Raw genomic sequence first — 16,791 nt, forward strand, 5'->3', positions numbered from 1 at the left:
CCCCCGCTCGGCCCCTGGGCCGCGCCCGGGCCGCGGCCGAACCTGGAAGGGCGACCGGCAGTCAGGAGGCCCCAGATGACCGACGACGAGCGGAACCGGCCACCCGTGCACGGCCTGCTCGCCGACGGGACGACCGTCCGCATCCGTGCGGCCGGGCCCGCCGACCACGCCCGACTCCGCGATCTCTACGAGGAGATGTCCCCCGACAACCTGCGCCTGAGGTTCTTCGCCGCGAGCCGTCGCTCCGCCGCCCAGGCCGCCGAGCGGGCCTGTGCCCCGCCCCGCCCCGGCTACCGGGCCCTGCTGGCCGAGACCGCGGGCCGGGTCATCGGCCTGGCCGAGTACGAGCGGACCGACGCGCCCGCCACCGCCGAGATCTCGCTCGCCGTCGCGGAGGGCCTGCACCACCGGGGCATCGGCACCCTGCTCCTCGAACACCTCGTCTCGGCCGCCCGCGCGGACGGCATCAGCACGTTCACCGCCGACGCGCTCGCGGAGAACCACGAGGTCCTGAAGGTCTTCGCCGACCTCGGGCTGCGCACGGCGCGCCGCTTCGTGGGGCCCGAGGTGCGCTGCAGCATCCGGCTGGCGCAGGACGAGCCGTATCTGACGGCGGTGGAAGCGCGGGGCCGGACGGCCGCCGTGGCCAGTCTGCGGCCCCTGCTGTGCCCGGCGGCGGTCGCCGTGGTCGGGGCGGGCCGCAAGGCGGGCTCCGTCGGCCGGGCGGTCCTGCGCAACCTGCGCACCGGCGGCTACACCGGCCACCTCTACGCCGTGAACCCGAAGGCCGCCTGCGTGGCGGGCGTGCCCGCACACCCCTCGGTCGCGGCGCTGCCCCACGTACCCGACCTGGTGGTCCTTGCCGTGCCCGCGCCGGCCCTGGCGGCCGCCGCCGAGGAGTGCGGCAAGTGCGGAGTACGGGCCCTGGTCGTCGTCACCTCCGGACTCGACGCCGCACAGGCGGCCGCCCTGCGCGCCACCTGCCGGTCCCACGGCATGCGACTGGTGGGCCCCAACTGCCTCGGCATCGCCCACACGGCCCCCGACCTGTCCCTCGACGCGACGTTCGCCGCCCGCCACCCCCGCCCCGGCGCGACGGGAGTGGCCGTGCAGTCCGGGGGAGTGGGCATCGCGCTGCTCCACGGCCTCTGCCGGCTGGGCCTCGGCATCTCCAGCTTCGTCTCGCTCGGCGACAAGTACGACGTGAGCGGCAACGACCTGCTCCAGTGGTGGGAGACGGACGGAGTCACGGACCTGGCGCTGCTGCACCTGGAGTCCTTCGGGAACCCACGGGCCTTCTCGCGCACCGCCCGCCGGGTGAGCCGGCGCATCCCGGTCCTCACCGTCGACGCGGGGCGGACCGAGGCGGGCAGGCGCGCCGCTTCCTCGCACTCCGCCGCCGCCGCGACCCGCACGATGACCCGGCAGGCCCTGTTCACCCAGTCCGGCGTCACCGCCACCCGCACGATCGGCGAACTCCTCGACGCCGCGGCGCTCCTGCGGTCCCAGCCCCTGCCCGCGGGCAAGCGGGTGGTCGTCGTGACCAACGCGGGTGGTGCGGGTGTGCTCGCCGCCGATGCCTGCACCGAGGCCGGTCTCGCCCTGCCGCCGCTCGGCGCCGAGGCCATCGACGATCTGCTCGCCGTCCTGCCGGAGGGCAGTACGTGCGTGAATCCGGTCGACGCCACCGCGGCCGTCACCGAGCAGCAGCTGGGGAGTTGTGTGGACCGGCTCGTGCGGCACACCGGCATCGACGCCGTCCTGGTGGTGCTCGTGCCCACCGCGGTCGCCGCGGCCACCGGCGACGACCTCGTGCGGGCCCTCACGCGCGCGCCCGGCCGTCGTGCCCGAACCGTCGCCGCCGTCCGGCTCGAACAGGACCTGCCTGTACGGCTGTTGCCGGCGGAGGGCGCGGGGTCCCTTCCCTCCTACGCCGACCCGCAGGCGGCCGCCCGTGCGCTCGCCCACGCCGCCCGGCGCTCCGAGTGGCTCGCCAGGCCGCCCGGCACCGTCCCCGAGCCGCCGGGCGTCGACACGCCCCGCGCGCACGCCGTGGCCGAGGCCTACCTGGCCGGGCATCCCGAGGGCGGGCCGCTCGACCCGGCCGCCTGCGCCGACCTGCTGTCCTGCTACGGCATTCCCCAACTGCCCTGGGCCTGGGCCGGGACCGAGGACGACGCCGTCCGCGCCGCCGGACGCCTGCGCGGGCCCGACGGCCGCGTCGTCCTGAAGGCCCACTGGCCGGGCGTGGCGCACAAGAGCGAGCAGCACGCCGTCCGGCTCGACCTGCGGGACGACTCCCAAGTGCACGCCGCCTACCGGGACTTCGCGACCCGGTTCGAGGGCCTGATGACCGGCGCCGTGGTCCAGCCGCTCGCCGGACGCGGCACGGAGCTGTTCGCGGGCGTCGTCCAGGACGAGGTGTTCGGGCCGCTCGTCCTGTTCGGCCTCGGCGGCACGGCGACCGACGTGCTCGCGGACCGGGCCGCCCGCCTCGCCCCGCTCACGGACCTGGACGTCCATGACCTGATCACCGCGCCGCGCTGCGCCCCGCTGCTGTTCGGGCACGGCGGCGACGGCCCGGTCGACCTCGCAGGGCTCGAACAACTGCTGCACCGGCTCTCGCGGTTGGCCTGCGATCTGCCGCAGCTCGCCGAGGCGGACCTCAACCCCGTCCTCGCCCGGCCGGACGGTGTCACCGCGCTCGACGTCCGCGTCCGGTTGCTGCCCAGGACGGCACACGACCCCTACCTGCGCCGGCTGCGCTGAGGAGCTCCCGTGCGCCCGAGGCGGCGGAAGGAGACAGAGATGAAACACAGCAAGATCGGTTCCGTGATGACCGACGAGGTCGTCAGTGCCCGGTACGGCACATCGTTCAAAGAAGTGGCCCGGCTCCTCGCCGACCACCGGATCAGCGGCCTGCCGGTGATCGACGCCGACGACAAGGTCGTCGGGGTCATCTCCGAGACGGATCTCCTCGTGCGCGAGGCGGAGGGACCCGACGCGCCCCGGCCGCCACGCCGCTTCGGCCTGCCCTGGACCACCGGCGGCGCACGGAAGGCCCGGCCCAAGGCGATGGCGCGGACCGCGGGGCAGTTGATGTCCGCGCCGCCCGTCTGCGTACGCGCGGACAACACCATCGCCGAGGGCGCCCGCCGCATGGCGCAGGAGAAGGTGGAGCGCCTGCCCGTCATCGACGACGAGGACCGCCTGGTCGGCATCGTCACCCGCCGCGACCTGCTCCAGGTGTTCCTGCGCACCGACGAAGCGATCCGGCACGAGGTGCGGGAAGAGGTCCTGGTACGGGCCCTGTGGCTCACGCCCCGGACGATCGCGGTCGACGTGCGGGAGGGGGTGGTGACCCTCGAAGGGCGACTGGAGCGGCGCAGCGAGATACCCGTCGCCCTGCACATGACGCGCGAGATCGACGGGGTCGTCGCGGTCGTGGACAAGCTCACCTACCACGTGGACGACTCCCATCTGCACCCCGACGACCAGGGCATGCGCGGCATCGCCGACGACTGGCTGCGCAAGCTCTGACGTCCGGGCCACCGTGGGAGCGGTGGCCCGGACGGCCCGGACAGGGGCCGGACGGCCCGGACAGGGGCCGGACGGCCCGGACAGGGGCCGGTCGGCCCCTGCTTCCGGCCCTTCCCCTGTTCGAACCTGGTGAGTGGGGGAGACGTCCCGACGCTGGAGGACCGACATGACGGCGACCGACGCCTCGGCGGTGCTCGACCGGAGGGGTCTCGACGCCCTCGTGCACGCCCTGACCGCCCGCGGCCGTACCGTCGTCGGACCCACCGTCCGCGACGGCGCCATCGTGCTCGCCGAGCTCGACTCGGGCGACCGGCTCCCGTACGGCTGGGGCGTGGAGCTGGAGGCCGGGCACTACCGGCTGCGGCGCCGCGAGGACGGGGCGGCCTTCGCCCACTCCGCCGGGCCCCAGTCCTGGAAGAACTTCCTGCACCCGCAGCGCGAGAAGCTCTGGAGCGCGGACCGTGCCGGTGACGGGCCGCCGGTCATCAGGAGCGGGTCCGCCGGGCAGCCCTCGTACGCGTTCCTCGGTGTCAGGCCCTGTGACCTGCGGGCCATCGCGATCCAGGACCGGGTGCTGACCGGCGGTGCCTTCCGTGACGGCGGCTATCAGGAAAGGCGGAGGGGAGCGTTCCTGATAGCCGCTGAATGCACCGAGCCGGGTGCCACGTGCTTCTGCGTCTCCATGGGCGGCGGTCCCGGCGCCGACGCCGGATTCGACCTCGCGTTGACCGAGGTCATCGACGGGGCGGGCCACCGCTTCGTCGTGCGCGTCGGCAGTGCGGAGGGCGCCGAGGTGCTCGCCGACGTGCCGCACCGCCAGGCCGACACCGGCACACGGGACGCGGCCGTCGCCGCCGTCTCGGCGGCCGCGGACAAGATGGGCCGGGCCATGCCGCCGGTGAGCCTGCGGCGGCTGATGGGCGAGAGCCTGGACGCCGAACGCTGGGACGACGTCGCCTCGCGCTGCCTGACCTGTGGGAACTGCACGATGGTCTGCCCCACCTGCTTCTGCACCACCACCGAGGAGGTCACCGACCTCACCGGCGACCACGCGGAACGCTGGCAGCGCTGGGACTCCTGCTTCGACCTGGACTTCTCCCATGTGCACGGCGGACCGGTGCGCTCCTCGGGCCGCAGCCGCTACCGGCAGTGGCTCACCCACAAACTCGGCACCTGGCACGACCAGTTCGGCAGCTCCGGCTGTGTGGGCTGCGGCCGCTGCGTCGTCTGGTGCCCGGTCGGCATCGACATCACCGAAGAGGCCCAGGCGCTGCACGAGGAGGCCGAGGCGCGCAGGAAGGAGACGGAACGATGATCGGTACCTCGACGCCGGCCGGCGCCCCGCCCGCCGGCCGGTTCCGGACCGTCCGTACCGGACCGGCCGTGCCCGCTCCGCACGCGCCCCACGGCTGTGGCGGCGGTGTGCGGGGATGACCACCATGCCCGTCCCGTACCGGGTCGTCGCCCGCTGGGCGGAGACCCCGGACACCGTCACGCTGCGCCTGGAGCCGGTCGGAGAACCCCTGCCGGTCTTCGCGCCCGGACAGTTCGCGATGGTGTGGGCGTTCGGCCGGGGCGAGATCCCGCTCTCGGCCAGCGCGATACCCACCACCGGTGGTCTCGCGCACACGATCCGCGCCGTGGGGGCGGTCTCCGAGGGGCTGTACGCGGCGGAGGTCGGCGACGTCCTCGGCCTGCGCGGCCCCTTCGGTACCGGCTGGGAGCTGGAGAAGGCCACCGGGCGCGATCTGGTGGTCGTCGCGGGCGGCATCGGTCTCGCGCCGCTGCGCCCGCTGATCCGGCACGCGGAGGCCGACCCGAAGCCGTACGGGCGGCTGAACGTCCTCGTCGGCGCGCGGACCCCGGCCGACCTGATGGCGAAGTTCGAGACGCGGCGCTGGGGGACGGCGTACACCGGCGTGACCGTCGACCGGCCCGAGGACGGCTGGACGGGCCACGTCGGCGTCGTCACCGGGCTGCTGAACGAGGCCCGTTTCACGCCGGGGGACACCACGGCGTTCGTCTGCGGTCCCGAGCCGATGATCCGGGCGACCGCCCGCGACCTGGCGCACCGGGGCGTGCCCGCCGACCGCATCCGGGTCTCCCTGGAGCGCAACATGCGCTGCGCGACCGGACACTGCGGGCACTGCCAGCTCGGACCGCTGCTGCTGTGCAGGGACGGCCCCGTCGTCACCTGGGACCGGGCCCACCCCCTGCTCCACATAAGAGAGTTGTGACACGGAAGCAAAACGGAAGGAAAGCGGAAGGAAAACGGAAGGAAAGGGGCGCGACATGGCAGGACCGCCGACGCTGGCCGTGTTCAAGCTCGCCTCCTGCGACGGGTGCCAGCTCACCCTGCTCGACTGCGAGAACGAACTCCTCGCCCTTGCCGGACAGATGGAGATCGCCCACTTCCTTGAGGCGTCCAGCGCGGTGGCACCCGGACCCTACGACCTGGTTCTCGTCGAGGGATCCGTCACCACGCCCGCCGACGCGCGCCGCGTACGGGAGATCCGGGAGGCGGCCCGCCGCCTGGTCACCATCGGCGCCTGCGCGACGGCCGGCGGCATCCAGGCGCTGCGGAACTTCGCCGATGTCGAGGAGTTCACCCGCACGGTCTACGCGCGCCCCGACTACATCGACACGCTCGCCACCTCCACGCCCGTCTCCGCCCACGTGGACGTCGACTTCGAACTGCGCGGCTGCCCCGTCGACCGCCGACAGCTCCTGGAGGTCATCACCGCGTTCCTGGCGGGCCGCAAGCCCGACGTGCCGGACCACAGCGTCTGCTTCGAGTGCAAGCGCCGCGGCACCGTCTGCGTCACCGTCGCCCACGGCACCCCCTGCCTCGGCCCGGTCACCCACGCGGGGTGCGGGGCGATCTGCCCGGCGTACGGACGCGGCTGCTACGGCTGCTTCGGGCCCTCGGGGTCGGTGAACCTGCCCGCGCTGATCCCGGTGCTGCACCGCGACGGCATGGACGACCGGGACACCGGCCGCTTCCTGCGCACCTTCAACGCCGCTTCGTTCGAGGAGGAGGCGGGCCGATGACCCACCGCGGCAGCCGGGTCCTGCACGTCGGCTCGCTCTCCCGGGTCGAGGGCGAGGGGGCGCTGTACCTCGGCGTGCGCGACGGGACCGTCACCGACGCCCGCCTGCGGATCTACGAACCGCCGCGGTTCTTCGAGGCCTTCCTGCGCGGACGGGCGCACACCGAGCCGCCGGACATCACCGCCCGTGTGTGCGGGATCTGCCCGGTCGCCTACCAGATGAGCGCCTGCGCCGCGATCGAGGACGCCTGCGGGGTCGTCGTCGATCCTGCGGTGCGCGCGCTGCGGCGGCTGCTGTACTGCGGCGAGTGGATCGAGAGCCAGACCCTGCACATCTACCTGCTGCACGCCCCCGACTTCCTCGGCTGCGACGGAGCGATCGAACTGGCCCGCACGGCCCGTGCGCACGTCGAACGGGGGCTGCGCCTGAAGCAGGCGGGCAACGCGATCCTCGAACTCCTGGGCGGTCGCGCCATCCACCCCGTCAACGTGCGCGTCGGCGGCTTCCACCGCACCCCGGCCCCAGGTGAACTGGCGCCTCTGGCACAGCTGTTGCGGCGGGCCATGGAAGACGCCCTGGACACCGTCGCCTGGGTGTCCGGCTTCGACTTCCCGGACGCCGAGACCGACGCCGACCTGCTCGCGCTGGCCGCCCCGGGAACGTACGCCATCGAGACGGGCACCCCGGCCGTGCTGCGCCCCGACGGCACACTGGCCATGTTTCCGCTGCACACCTTCCTCCACCGGGTCCACGAGGAGCATCTGCCGCACTCCACCGCCCTGCACTCCACCCTCGACGGGCGCCGCCATCTCACCGGCTCGCTCGCCCGGTTCGCGATCAGCGGACGGTGGCTGTCGCGGCCGGCGGCCGAGGCGGCCCGCGCGGCCGGACTCGGTGATCCGTACGAGGGCGTGGTCTGCCGCAACCCCTACCGGTCGATCCAGGTCCGCGCCGTCGAGGTCGTCCACGCGGTCGACGAAGCGCTGCGGATCATCGACACCTACGAGCCGCCGAGCCGCCCCTACACCGACGTCCCGCCCGCCGCGGGCACCGGCCACGGGGCGACGGAAGCCCCGCGCGGCCTGCTCTACCACCGCTATCTGCTGGACTCCGAGGGCACCGTCACCGACGCCCGCATGGTGCCGCCCACGGCGCAGAACCAGGGCGCCATGGAGGACGACCTGCGCCGCACCGCCCAGGCGGCGATCGCGCGAGGCGACGTGAGCGACGAGGAACTGACGCGGCTGTGCGAGCGGGCCATCCGCAACCACGACCCGTGCATCTCGTGCTCCACGCACTTCCTCGACCTGACCATCGACCGCACCTGACCAGCCGGGAGGACGCCGTGCTCCACTCTCCGCGCACCGTGAGCGACGTGATGACCCACACCGTCGTCGCCGTGGGCCGCGAGGCCCCCTTCAAGGAGATCGTCGCCCTGATGGAACAGTGGAAGGTCAGCGCGCTGCCCGTCCTGGAGGGCGAGGGCCGGGTGATCGGCGTCGTCTCCGAGGCGGACCTGCTGCCCAAGGAGGAGTTCCGCGACAGCGACCCCACCCGCTTCGACCAGCTGCGGCGCCTCTCCGACCTCGCGAAGGCCGGCGGCGTGGCCGCGGGCGAGGTGATGAGCAGCCCCGCCGTCACCGTCCACCCGGACACGACGCTTCCGCAGGCCGCGCGCATCATGGCCCTGCGCCACGTCAAGAGGCTCCCGGTGGTCGACGCCCATGGACTGCTCCAGGGCGTGGTCAGCCGCAGCGACCTGCTCAAGGTGTTCCTGCGCACCGACGAGGAACTCGCCGACGAGGTCCGCCGTACCGTGGTGGCCTTCCTCTTCCCGGAGGGCACCGTCACGGTCGCCGTCGAAGGAGGCGTGGTCACGATCGGCGGGGTCATCCACGACAGGGGCCTCGTCCCGGTCGCCGCGCGGCTCGCCCGGACCGTCGAAGGAGTCGTGGACGTCCGCATGGACCTCGCCGAACCCGTCAGGACCCCGCCCCGATGAAGTACCTCGACGAGTACCGGGATCCCGCCTTGGCCCGGGAGCTGCTGGCGAGACTGCGGCGCACGGCGACGCGCCCCTGGCGGATCATGGAGGTGTGCGGCGGACAGACGCACACCCTCGTCCGCCAGGGCATCGACGAACTGCTCCCCGCGGGCATCCGCATGATCCACGGCCCCGGCTGCCCGGTCTGCGTCACGCCGCTGGAGACCCTCGACCGCGCCATGGCCATCGCGTCCCGCCCCGGCGTGCTCCTCACCAGCTTCGGCGACATGCTGCGCGTCCCCGGCACCGGCACCGACCTGCTCGCCCTGCGCGCGCGTGGCGCGGACGTGCGCGTGGTGTACTCCCCGATGGACGCCGTGCGCACCGCCGAGGCGAACCCCGACCGCGAAGTGGTCTTCCTCGCCGTCGGGTTCGAGACCACCGCGCCCGCCAACGCCATGGCGGTCCTCTACGCCGCCCGGCACGGACTGCCCAACTTCTCGCTCCTGGTCAGCCACGTCCTCGTACCGCCCGCGATGACGGCCCTCCTGGACGACCCGGAGTGCGAGGTCGAGGCGTTCCTGGCCGCCGGGCACGTGTGCGCCGTCATGGGCTGGACGCAGTACGAGCCCATCGCCGCGCGCCACCGGGTGCCGGTCGTCGTCACCGGCTTCGAACCCCTCGACCTGCTCGAAGGCATCCTCATGGCGGTCGTCCAGCTCGAAGAGGGCCGCCACGAGGTGGAGAACCAGTACGCGCGCGCCGTGCGGCGCACGGGCAACACCGAGGCCCAGAAGGTCCTCGCCCGCGTCTTCCGGGTCACGGACCGCGCCTGGCGCGGCATCGGCACGCTCCACGCCAGCGGCCTCGAACTCGCCCCCCAGTACGCGGCCTTCGACGCGAACCGCCGCTTCGGGACGGACGCCACACCTCCCGCCGAGGACCCCGAATGCATCGCGGGCGCCATCCTCACCGGCGCCCGGCTGCCCACCGACTGCCGCGCCTACGGCACCCGGTGCACGCCCCGCACCCCGCTCGGCGCCCCGATGGTCTCCAGCGAGGGAACCTGCGCCGCCTTCCACGCCGCCGGCCGAACCGGGAGCCCCCAGGCATGAACCCCGACTGCCCCCTCCCGCGCGGTGAGCACGACCTGGTCCAGCTGGGCCACGGCGCGGGCGGCCGGCTCACCTCCGAGCTCCTCGACACGCTCGTCCTGCCCGCTCTGGGCGGTCAGGACCAGGGCCCGCTCGAAGACGCGGCCCTGCTGCCCGGGGACGGCGAACTCGTCGTCTCCACCGACTCGTTCGTGGTCAGCCCGCTGGCCTTCCCTGGCGGGGACATCGGCTCCCTGGCCGTGTACGGCACGGTCAACGACCTGGCCATGCGCGGTGCGCTGCCCCTTGCCCTGACCCTCGCGGTGATCGCGGAAGAAGGACTGCCGCTGGCGGAGCTGCGCTCCGTGCTGGACTCGGCGGGCACAGCGGCACGCGAAGCCGGCGTCCCGGTCGTCACCGGCGACACCAAGGTCGTGGGAAGGGGCGCCGTCGACCGGCTCTTCCTCAACACGACCGGCATCGGCCGCCGCGTCCCCGGTTTGTCGCCCTCCGCCGCCGGGGCCCGACCCGGCGACGCCGTCCTGCTGTCCGGCCCGATCGGGCTGCACGGCACCGCCGTCCTGTCCACCCGCGAAGGGCTCGGCTTCGAGACGGACATCGCCTCGGACAGCCGCCCGCTCCACCGCCTCGTGCGGGCCCTCGCGCCCTGCGGCGGCGCCGTCCACGCGCTCCGCGACCCCACGCGGGGCGGGCTGGCGGCCGCGCTCAACGAGATCGCGCACGCGGCCGGGGTCGGCGTCGAGATCGACGAGGGCGCCCTGCCGATTCCCCCGGCCGTCGCCGCGGCGTGCGACCTGCTGGGCCTGGACCCCCTGGTCGTCGCCAACGAAGGCTGCCTGGTCGCCTTCGTGTCGGCGGACGTGGCCGACACGGCGCTCGCCGCGCTCCGCGCCCGGCCGGAGGGGGCCGGCGCCGTCCGCATCGGACACTGCACCGCGGCACCTCCGGCCCGCGTCGAACTGCGCACGCTGATCGGCGCACGCCGGATCGTCGACCTGCCGCTCGGCGAACAACTCCCGCGCATCTGCTGAGACGGCCGGCGTTCAGGAGCTCTCCGCGGCCCTTCCGAGGTGGCCCAGCCACGCCTCAAGGGACGCGCCGAGGGCCTCGCGCATGCCGTCGACGTCGGCGCGCACCGGGTCCCCGTCCCACGACTCCTCGGTGCGCACGTGCGTCGAGGGACCGACCGCGTCGAGGGTCCACAGGTGGATGCCGGTGATCCCGTGGGCCGTACCGCCCCAGAGGATCCGGCGCGGCGGCCGGAGCGCGTACACGGTGGACTCGATGTCCAGCCCGCCCGTGCTCCAGCGGAACGTACTGTCCGCCCCGAGAGGCAGTTCGGCCGCCGCGGCGCTGATGTCGGGTTGCCAGTGCGGCCACGAGGACACCTCGGTGAGCAGCTGCCACACGCGTCGCGGGGGTGCGCCGACGACGAGGTCACGGCGCACCACGACCGGTGCCGTGCCGTCGATTCCGGTGATCATGCGCGTACCTTCTCCCGGGTCAGGAACAGCGGGTTTCGTGTGTCACCGGACACGGTCGCGCGGCCTCGACGCGGTTCGCGTCGGCGGGAATCACCTAGGCGCTGTCCGGCGACTGCTGCCGTTGTCCGAGGTCGGGGATGTCCCTGAGCTGCCTGCGCGAGGTGATGGAGAGCTTGCGGAAGATGTTGCGCAGGTGGGCGTCGACCGTGCGCGGGCTGAGGAACAGGCGCCCTGCCACCTCTTTCGTCGTCGCGCCCGCCGCGACCTGGCGCGCGATGTGCATCTCCTGCATGGTCAGGCGGTCGTGGGTGTGTCCGGAGCGGCTGCGGGCCACCTCCCCGGTCGCGCGCAGCTCGTCCGCGGCCCGCCGGGCGAAGGCCTCAAGACCGATCCCCGACAACTGGTCGTGCGCGGTACGCAGCTGTTCGCGGGCGTCCCGACGGCGTCCCGCACGGCGCAGCCACTCCCCGTACCGCAGGTGGGCCCGCGCGATGTGCAGGACCAGCCGGCTGCCCGTCAGGTGGTCGAGCGCCTCCCGGTGGTCGTCCTCCAGATCGCTGACCAGAGCCCGCGCGCCCGCCGCCACGCCCAGGGCGAACCGGGTCCCCGCGGGCTCCGTGCGCTCGACCAGGGAGTCCAGCGCCGACCGCGCGACGGTGTGCTCGCCGCACCGGACCGCGGCCTCCACCAGTTCGGGCAGCGCGAAACCGGTGAGGAAGAGGTCGCCGCCCGCCACGGCGCGCGTGGCCGCGTCGAGCGCGGCCGGGTAGTCGGCCAGGCCGTTGTACAGCACGGCGGTCGCCCAGTGGGCGTTCGCGGTCAGCTGTCCGGTGGGCCTGCTCGTCACCTCGGCGAACACGTCGAGGACCTCTTGGCGGCGGCCGCGCATCGCCGCCAGGTGCACTCTCGGGTAGAGCTGCGGCGGATCGCCGACCGCGTCGGCGATCGCCTCCTCCTCGGCGATCGCGGCCATCGCCCGCCCGAAGTCGCCGGTGAGCACCGCGGACAGGGCCACCTGCGCCAGGCCGAGACGGATGGTCAGGGGTGATCCCGTGTCCCGCCCGGTCCCCACCAGCCAGTCGACGACCGTCGCGTGCAGGTCGATGTCCCACAGTTCGCCCGCGAGCACCGTGGCCAACGCCGGCGCCCGCGTCCATCCGGCCGTCCCGTCGGCGCTTTCGTCGGTGAGAGCGCGCCGCAGCGCCGGTACCCCGGCGTCGTGCCCCTCGGTGCTCAGCAGCACCAGCGCGTCGAGGAGATCCGGCGGTCCCGCCGAAGCGGGCGCCGAGCGGGCCGCGTCGAGCACCCGGTCCATCACCCCCGCGGCCCGTCCCACGACCAGCCCCATCTCCAGTGCCGCCACGAAGCACTCACGCGAGCGTGCGGGGTCGTCGGCGGCGAGCCGTCGCGCCGCCCGCAGGATGAGTTCCGGCCCCCGGACGGCGCCGTCCGCGCCCTGGACGAAGGCGATCTGCCCGCGCAGCAGGTCGACGGGCGCCTGCCGGAGATCGTCGAGTGACGCGACGTCTATGGACGTCAGCAGGTCGGCCGCCGCGTCCGCCCGGCCCGCCGCGAGGGTGGCCCGCGCGGCCGCGAGCGTGCGCTCGGTCTGCCTGGCGGGGTCGAGCGACAGCTCCGCCGCGCGTTCCAGGAACGCGGCGGTGGCCGCCACGCCCCCACGAGCCTGGGCGCGCGACGCCGACGACTCCAGCTCCGCCGCGACCTGTTCGTCCGGTCCGGTGGTGGCCTGCGCGCGGTGCCAGGCGCGCCGGTCCGGGGCGGCGACGGGGTCGGTGGCGTCGGCCAGCGCCCGATGCGCCGCCTGGCGCCGCGCCGGTTCGGCCGCATGGTAGGCGGCCGAACGGGCCAGCGGGTGACAGAACCGGGCGCGCGTGCCGAACAGCATCAGCCCGGACGCCTCGGCGGCGGCGCTCGCGGCCGGCACGTCGATGTCCAGCAGTCGCGCGGCCGACCACAGCAGCCCCGGGTCGCCGGTGGGGTCGGCGCTCGCGAGAGTCAGCAGAAGCCGTGCGTCCAGGGGCAGTTGCGCCGTCCTGGCGCGGAAGCTCCGCTCGATCCGGCTCGCCACCGGCGACGGCGTCGGCAGCGCGAAGCCACCCGCCTTCGGCAGCTCGATCAGGGCCAGTGGGTTTCCCCGGGCCTCGGCCAGCAGGCGGTCGCGTACCCGTTCGTCGAGCGTCACGGTCCTCTCCTCGGCCAGCAACGCGCGTGCGTAGGTGTCGCTCAGGCCGTCGACCGCCAGCGCGGGCAGCTCGTCGAGGCCGGGAGCGGTGCCACTGTCGCGGGCCGCGAACACCATCGCGATCGGCTCGGCCGCGACGCGCCTCGCGAGGAACGTGAGCGCTCCCGCCGAGGCGGCGTCCATCCAGTGTGCGTCGTCGACGACGCACAGCAGCGGGCGTTCCGCCGCGGCGATCGCCAGCAGGTCGAGCACGGCGAGGCCGACGCGGAACGTGTCGGGCGTGCCGTCGGCCAGCCCGAACGCGACCAGGAGGGAGTCGCGGTAGGGAGCCGCGAGCGCATCGAGGTGCGCAAGGACCGGCAGGCACAGCTGGTGCAGTGCCGCGAACGGCAGTTCACCCTCGAACTCCGCCCCGGACGCGCGGATGACCTGGAACGACGGGGCGGCCGTACGCCGGACGTGGTCCAGCAGCGCGCTCTTGCCGATGCCCGGCTCGCCACGGAGGACGAGCACACCGCCCTCGCTCCGTTCCGCCGCGTCCAGGAGGGCGCGCAGGCGGGCGATCTCGTCGTGCCGGCCCACGAGCGGGCGGGGGAACGTCATGGGCATGGTCAAAACCCTAGCGGCGCGGCCGGCACCGCAGGGCACCGGCGCGATTAGGTGATGGTCACCGACGCGAGCGGGGCCGGTCCAGGGGGATCGTCGGGGCATCGGCGACGCGGTGCCGAGAAGGCACACGCCGGTTCCACCGGACGTACGCCGACTCCCCACGGCGGCCGCCGACAGCAAAGGGCGTACGCCGCACTTCAGAAAGGGACACAACGATGAACACACCCACCGTGCTGGTGACCGGTGCGACCGGAACCGTCGGTTCTGACCTCGTCTCCGCCCTGCGGACCCGCGGGGTCACCGTCCGTGCCATGATCCGGGACGCCGGCCGCCCCGTCCCCGGCGTCGAGAACGTCGTCGCCGACCTGCGGGATCCCGCCTCGGTCACCGCCGCGCTGGACGGCGTCGACGCGGCCTTCCTCAACAGCCCGTCGGCGCCCGACGCCGCCGAGCTCCAGACGCGGTTCGCCGACCTCGCCCGCGACGCGGGGGTGCGCCGGCTCGTGCTGCTCTCGCAGTACGCCGCCCGCGCCGACTCACCCGTGCGGTTCCTGCGCTGGCACGCCGAGGTCGAGGCACACCTGGCGAAGCTCGGGCTCGACCACACCGTGCTGCGCCCCAACCTCTACCTCCAGGCGCTGCTGGGCCTCGCGGGCACCATCGCGCAGGGCTTCCTCCCCGCGCCCATCGGCGACGCCGCCGTCAGCGCCATCGACACCAGGGACATCGCGGACGCCGCCGCGGCCGTACTGACCGGCACGGGCCACACCGGCCGGACCTACACGCTCACCGGACCGCGCGCCGTGACCCACGACCAGATCGCCCGGGCGCTGTCGGCCGCCACCGGGCGGGACATCGCCTTCCGCGACGTGCCCGCCGACCGGTTCGCCGCCGCGCTGAGCGGAGTGCTCCCGCCGTGGCAGCTCGACGGCCTCGTCGAGGACTACGCCCACTACGCCCGGGGCGAGGCCGCCGAGGTGCACACCTCCGTCCCCGACCTGACCGGACGACCGGCGCGCGACGTCACGGACTTCGCCCACGACCACGCCGCCGCGTTCACTCCGGCGGAGACCACCACGGCAAACGAAGCCCGGTGAACGCCGAGGGAAACGAAGCAGGGTGAACGGCCACGGCCACGGGCCCGCCCCACCGCCCGGGAGCATGCTCAAGGCGGGCACGGTGGCTGCCTGTTCGGACAGGCGGGCCCGCCCGGGAGGCTCCTGACGGGGCCCGCGTCCCTCTCCTGGCGTCGTCGGGTGAGCCTTTGGACCTCCCTGGAACCCGCCTCTACGACCGTCGACCCCGGTGACACCGCCACGGTGCGGCTACGGGTGCGCAACACCGGTGACGGGGGCAGTCCCATGGAGCAGAACCTTCAGCTGGAAGCGGTGCGCTTCACCGTCTGGGGCGCGGTACGCGAGGACGGCGCCCGCTGCCCCAGAGGGCGCCCTTCGCTGCCTGTCCGCCTGCCTGCCCGGTCGGTCGGGCCGCTCTACTGCGGCTCGCGCGGCGGCAGTTGGCGCGTGATCCGGTCGAACAAGTCCGTCAGCGGCTCGCTGATGTCCCGGCCGAACTCGCTCAGCCCGTAGGTGACCTGGGGTGGCGTCGTCGGCTCCACGGCCCGCCAGACCAGGCCGTCCTCGACCAGGGCGCGCAGGGTCTGCGCGAGCATCTTCTCGCTGATGCCCCGGATGCCGTCGCGCAGCTCGTAGAACCGAAGGTCGTTGCCCCGCAAGGAGATCAGCACCCAGATGCCCCACCTGCTGGTCACGTGGTCGACCACGTCACGCGCGGGGCAGTCGGTGTGAAACACCTCATACCGGCGGCCCGCCTCGGCCTGCTTCAGCTGCGCACCTTCCTCCATGTCCGGAGCTTACCTCTGGGTATGTCCTTACGGAAAGTAAGCCCGCCTCCTAGCGTCAACTGCCGTAACGCACAACGGACTAGGAGTCAGAAATGATCGTGGTGACCGGGGCCACCGGAAACATCGGCCGACCCTTGACACAGGCCCTGGCCGAGGCGGGCGAACAGGTCACGGCGGTGTCGCGGCACGCGGCGGCGCTGCCGGACGGAGTACGTCACGTGACGGCCGACCTGGCCGAACCGACGCGCCTCGCACCCGTGTTGGACGGGGCGAAGGCGCTGTTCCTCCTGCTCTCCGGCGACCTGCACGCCCCCGGAGCCAGGCCGTCCGACCTCATCGGACTGGCCGCGGCCCGTGGGGTCAGCCGGATCGTCCTGCTGTCCTCGCAGGGCGTGGCGACCAGGCCGCACGGCCCGTCGCGGGTCGCGATGCGCGCGGTGGAGGACGCGCTCCGGGCGTCCGGCCCGGACTGGGCCGTCCTGCGGCCGGGCGGCTTCGCCTCCAACGCCTTGGCCTGGGCGGAGTCCGTCCGTAGGCGAGGGACGGTCGCCGCGCCCTTCGGCGACGTGGGGGTGCCGGTCGTCGACCCGGCGGACATCGCCGAGGTAGCGGCGGCCTGCCTGCTGGACGACCGCCACGCCGGCGGGGTGTACGAGCTGACCGGCCCGGAGGTGATCACGCCGCGTCAGCAGGCGGAGGCGATCGCCGCCGCGCTCGGCTCGCCCGTACGGTTCCACGGACTCACCCGCGACGAGGCCAGGGCCACGATGACCCGGTTCGTGCCGGCGGAACTCGCCGACGACACCCTGGACATCATCGCCGCCCCGAACTCGGCCGAACTGCGGATCAGCCCGGACGTGGCACGCGTTCTCGGCCGCGCTCCGCGTTCCTTCGGCGACTGGGTGGCCCGCAACATCGCCGCCTTCCGCTGACATGCCGGG

14 protein-coding genes are annotated in these 16,791 nt (G+C 74.0%); 11 read left to right on the plus strand and 3 right to left on the minus strand.

The window, feature by feature from the left end:
• Positions 1-75: 75 nt before the first annotated feature.
• The 9 genes from AB0L89_RS06615 (at position 76) to hypE (ending at position 10,721) form a co-directional block, all read left to right on the plus strand.
• Positions 76-2,769: a GNAT family N-acetyltransferase gene (locus tag AB0L89_RS06615; protein WP_365135312.1), complete on the plus strand. Its 2,694-nt coding sequence runs from the start codon at positions 76-78 to the stop codon at positions 2,767-2,769.
• Positions 2,770-2,808: 39 nt separating this feature from the next.
• Positions 2,809-3,540, plus strand: a complete 732-nt coding sequence (locus AB0L89_RS06620) for a CBS domain-containing protein (protein WP_365135315.1) — start codon at positions 2,809-2,811, stop codon at positions 3,538-3,540.
• Between the two features lie 166 nt (positions 3,541-3,706).
• Complete coding sequence (locus AB0L89_RS06625) at positions 3,707-4,855, plus strand: 4Fe-4S dicluster domain-containing protein (protein ID WP_365135318.1); 1,149 nt, start codon at positions 3,707-3,709, stop codon at positions 4,853-4,855.
• Positions 4,856-4,970: 115 nt separating this feature from the next.
• On the plus strand, positions 4,971-5,777 hold the full coding sequence (locus tag AB0L89_RS06630; RefSeq protein WP_365135321.1) for an FAD/NAD(P)-binding protein: 807 nt from the start codon (positions 4,971-4,973) through the stop codon (positions 5,775-5,777).
• A gap of 55 nt (positions 5,778-5,832) precedes the next feature.
• Positions 5,833-6,591, plus strand: a complete 759-nt coding sequence (locus AB0L89_RS06635; protein ID WP_365135324.1) for an oxidoreductase — start codon at positions 5,833-5,835, stop codon at positions 6,589-6,591.
• The gene (locus tag AB0L89_RS06640) at positions 6,588-7,919 is read left to right on the plus strand and encodes a nickel-dependent hydrogenase large subunit (RefSeq protein ID WP_365135327.1); all 1,332 of its coding nucleotides are present in this window, start codon (positions 6,588-6,590) and stop codon (positions 7,917-7,919) included. The genes AB0L89_RS06635 and AB0L89_RS06640 overlap by 4 nt, the downstream gene beginning before the upstream one ends.
• A gap of 17 nt (positions 7,920-7,936) precedes the next feature.
• Complete coding sequence (locus AB0L89_RS06645; RefSeq protein ID WP_365135330.1) at positions 7,937-8,593, plus strand: CBS domain-containing protein; 657 nt, start codon at positions 7,937-7,939, stop codon at positions 8,591-8,593.
• Positions 8,590-9,690: a hydrogenase formation protein HypD gene (gene hypD, locus AB0L89_RS06650; protein WP_365135331.1), complete on the plus strand. Its 1,101-nt coding sequence runs from the start codon at positions 8,590-8,592 to the stop codon at positions 9,688-9,690. Before AB0L89_RS06645 ends, hypD begins: the two co-directional genes overlap by 4 nt.
• Positions 9,687-10,721, plus strand: coding sequence for a hydrogenase expression/formation protein HypE (gene hypE, locus AB0L89_RS06655; protein WP_365135332.1), 1,035 nt, complete (start codon positions 9,687-9,689; stop codon positions 10,719-10,721). Before hypD ends, hypE begins: the two co-directional genes overlap by 4 nt.
• A gap of 12 nt (positions 10,722-10,733) precedes the next feature.
• Here hypE and AB0L89_RS06660 read toward each other — a convergent pair whose 3' ends face one another.
• Positions 10,734-11,174 carry an SRPBCC family protein gene (locus tag AB0L89_RS06660; protein WP_365135335.1) on the minus strand — a complete coding sequence of 147 codons (441 nt, stop codon included), beginning with the start codon at positions 11,172-11,174 and terminating at the stop codon, positions 10,734-10,736.
• Between the two features lie 94 nt (positions 11,175-11,268).
• On the minus strand, positions 11,269-13,986 hold the full coding sequence (locus tag AB0L89_RS06665) for an AAA family ATPase (protein WP_365135338.1): 2,718 nt from the start codon (positions 13,984-13,986) through the stop codon (positions 11,269-11,271).
• Positions 13,987-14,201: 215 nt separating this feature from the next.
• On the opposite strand from AB0L89_RS06665, the gene AB0L89_RS06670 reads away from it, so the two are divergent.
• Positions 14,202-15,083 carry an SDR family oxidoreductase gene (locus AB0L89_RS06670; protein WP_365135341.1) on the plus strand — a complete coding sequence of 294 codons (882 nt, stop codon included), beginning with the start codon at positions 14,202-14,204 and terminating at the stop codon, positions 15,081-15,083.
• Positions 15,084-15,478: 395 nt separating this feature from the next.
• Here the strand turns inward: AB0L89_RS06670 and AB0L89_RS06675 are convergent, their stop codons facing one another.
• On the minus strand, positions 15,479-15,850 hold the full coding sequence (locus AB0L89_RS06675; RefSeq protein WP_365135344.1) for a helix-turn-helix domain-containing protein: 372 nt from the start codon (positions 15,848-15,850) through the stop codon (positions 15,479-15,481).
• A 92-nt stretch (positions 15,851-15,942) separates the two neighbouring features.
• Here AB0L89_RS06675 and AB0L89_RS06680 point away from each other — a divergent pair, with 92 nt between their 5' ends.
• Positions 15,943-16,782, plus strand: coding sequence for an NAD(P)H-binding protein (locus AB0L89_RS06680; RefSeq protein ID WP_365135347.1), 840 nt, complete (start codon positions 15,943-15,945; stop codon positions 16,780-16,782).
• Positions 16,783-16,791 lie beyond the last annotated feature (9 nt).

Source organism: Streptomyces sp. NPDC052114 (assembly GCF_040680155.1).
GTDB lineage: Bacteria > Actinomycetota > Actinomycetes > Streptomycetales > Streptomycetaceae > Streptomyces.

Coding starts and splice junctions, on each gene's coding strand:
- AB0L89_RS06615 (WP_365135312.1), top strand. CDS start 76: ATGACCGACGACGAGCGGAACCGGCCACCCGTGCACGGCCTGCTCGCC.
- AB0L89_RS06630 (WP_365135321.1), top strand. CDS start 4,971: ATGACCACCATGCCCGTCCCGTACCGGGTCGTCGCCCGCTGGGCGGAG.
- AB0L89_RS06670 (WP_365135341.1), top strand. CDS start 14,202: ATGAACACACCCACCGTGCTGGTGACCGGTGCGACCGGAACCGTCGGT.
- AB0L89_RS06625 (WP_365135318.1), top strand. CDS start 3,707: ATGACGGCGACCGACGCCTCGGCGGTGCTCGACCGGAGGGGTCTCGAC.
- AB0L89_RS06680 (WP_365135347.1), top strand. CDS start 15,943: ATGATCGTGGTGACCGGGGCCACCGGAAACATCGGCCGACCCTTGACA.
- AB0L89_RS06640 (WP_365135327.1), top strand. CDS start 6,588: ATGACCCACCGCGGCAGCCGGGTCCTGCACGTCGGCTCGCTCTCCCGG.
- AB0L89_RS06665 (WP_365135338.1), bottom strand. CDS start 13,986: ATGCCCATGACGTTCCCCCGCCCGCTCGTGGGCCGGCACGACGAGATC.
- AB0L89_RS06675 (WP_365135344.1), bottom strand. CDS start 15,850: ATGGAGGAAGGTGCGCAGCTGAAGCAGGCCGAGGCGGGCCGCCGGTAT.
- hypE (WP_365135332.1), top strand. CDS start 9,687: ATGAACCCCGACTGCCCCCTCCCGCGCGGTGAGCACGACCTGGTCCAG.
- hypD (WP_365135331.1), top strand. CDS start 8,590: ATGAAGTACCTCGACGAGTACCGGGATCCCGCCTTGGCCCGGGAGCTG.
- AB0L89_RS06660 (WP_365135335.1), bottom strand. CDS start 11,174: ATGATCACCGGAATCGACGGCACGGCACCGGTCGTGGTGCGCCGTGAC.
- AB0L89_RS06635 (WP_365135324.1), top strand. CDS start 5,833: ATGGCAGGACCGCCGACGCTGGCCGTGTTCAAGCTCGCCTCCTGCGAC.
- AB0L89_RS06620 (WP_365135315.1), top strand. CDS start 2,809: ATGAAACACAGCAAGATCGGTTCCGTGATGACCGACGAGGTCGTCAGT.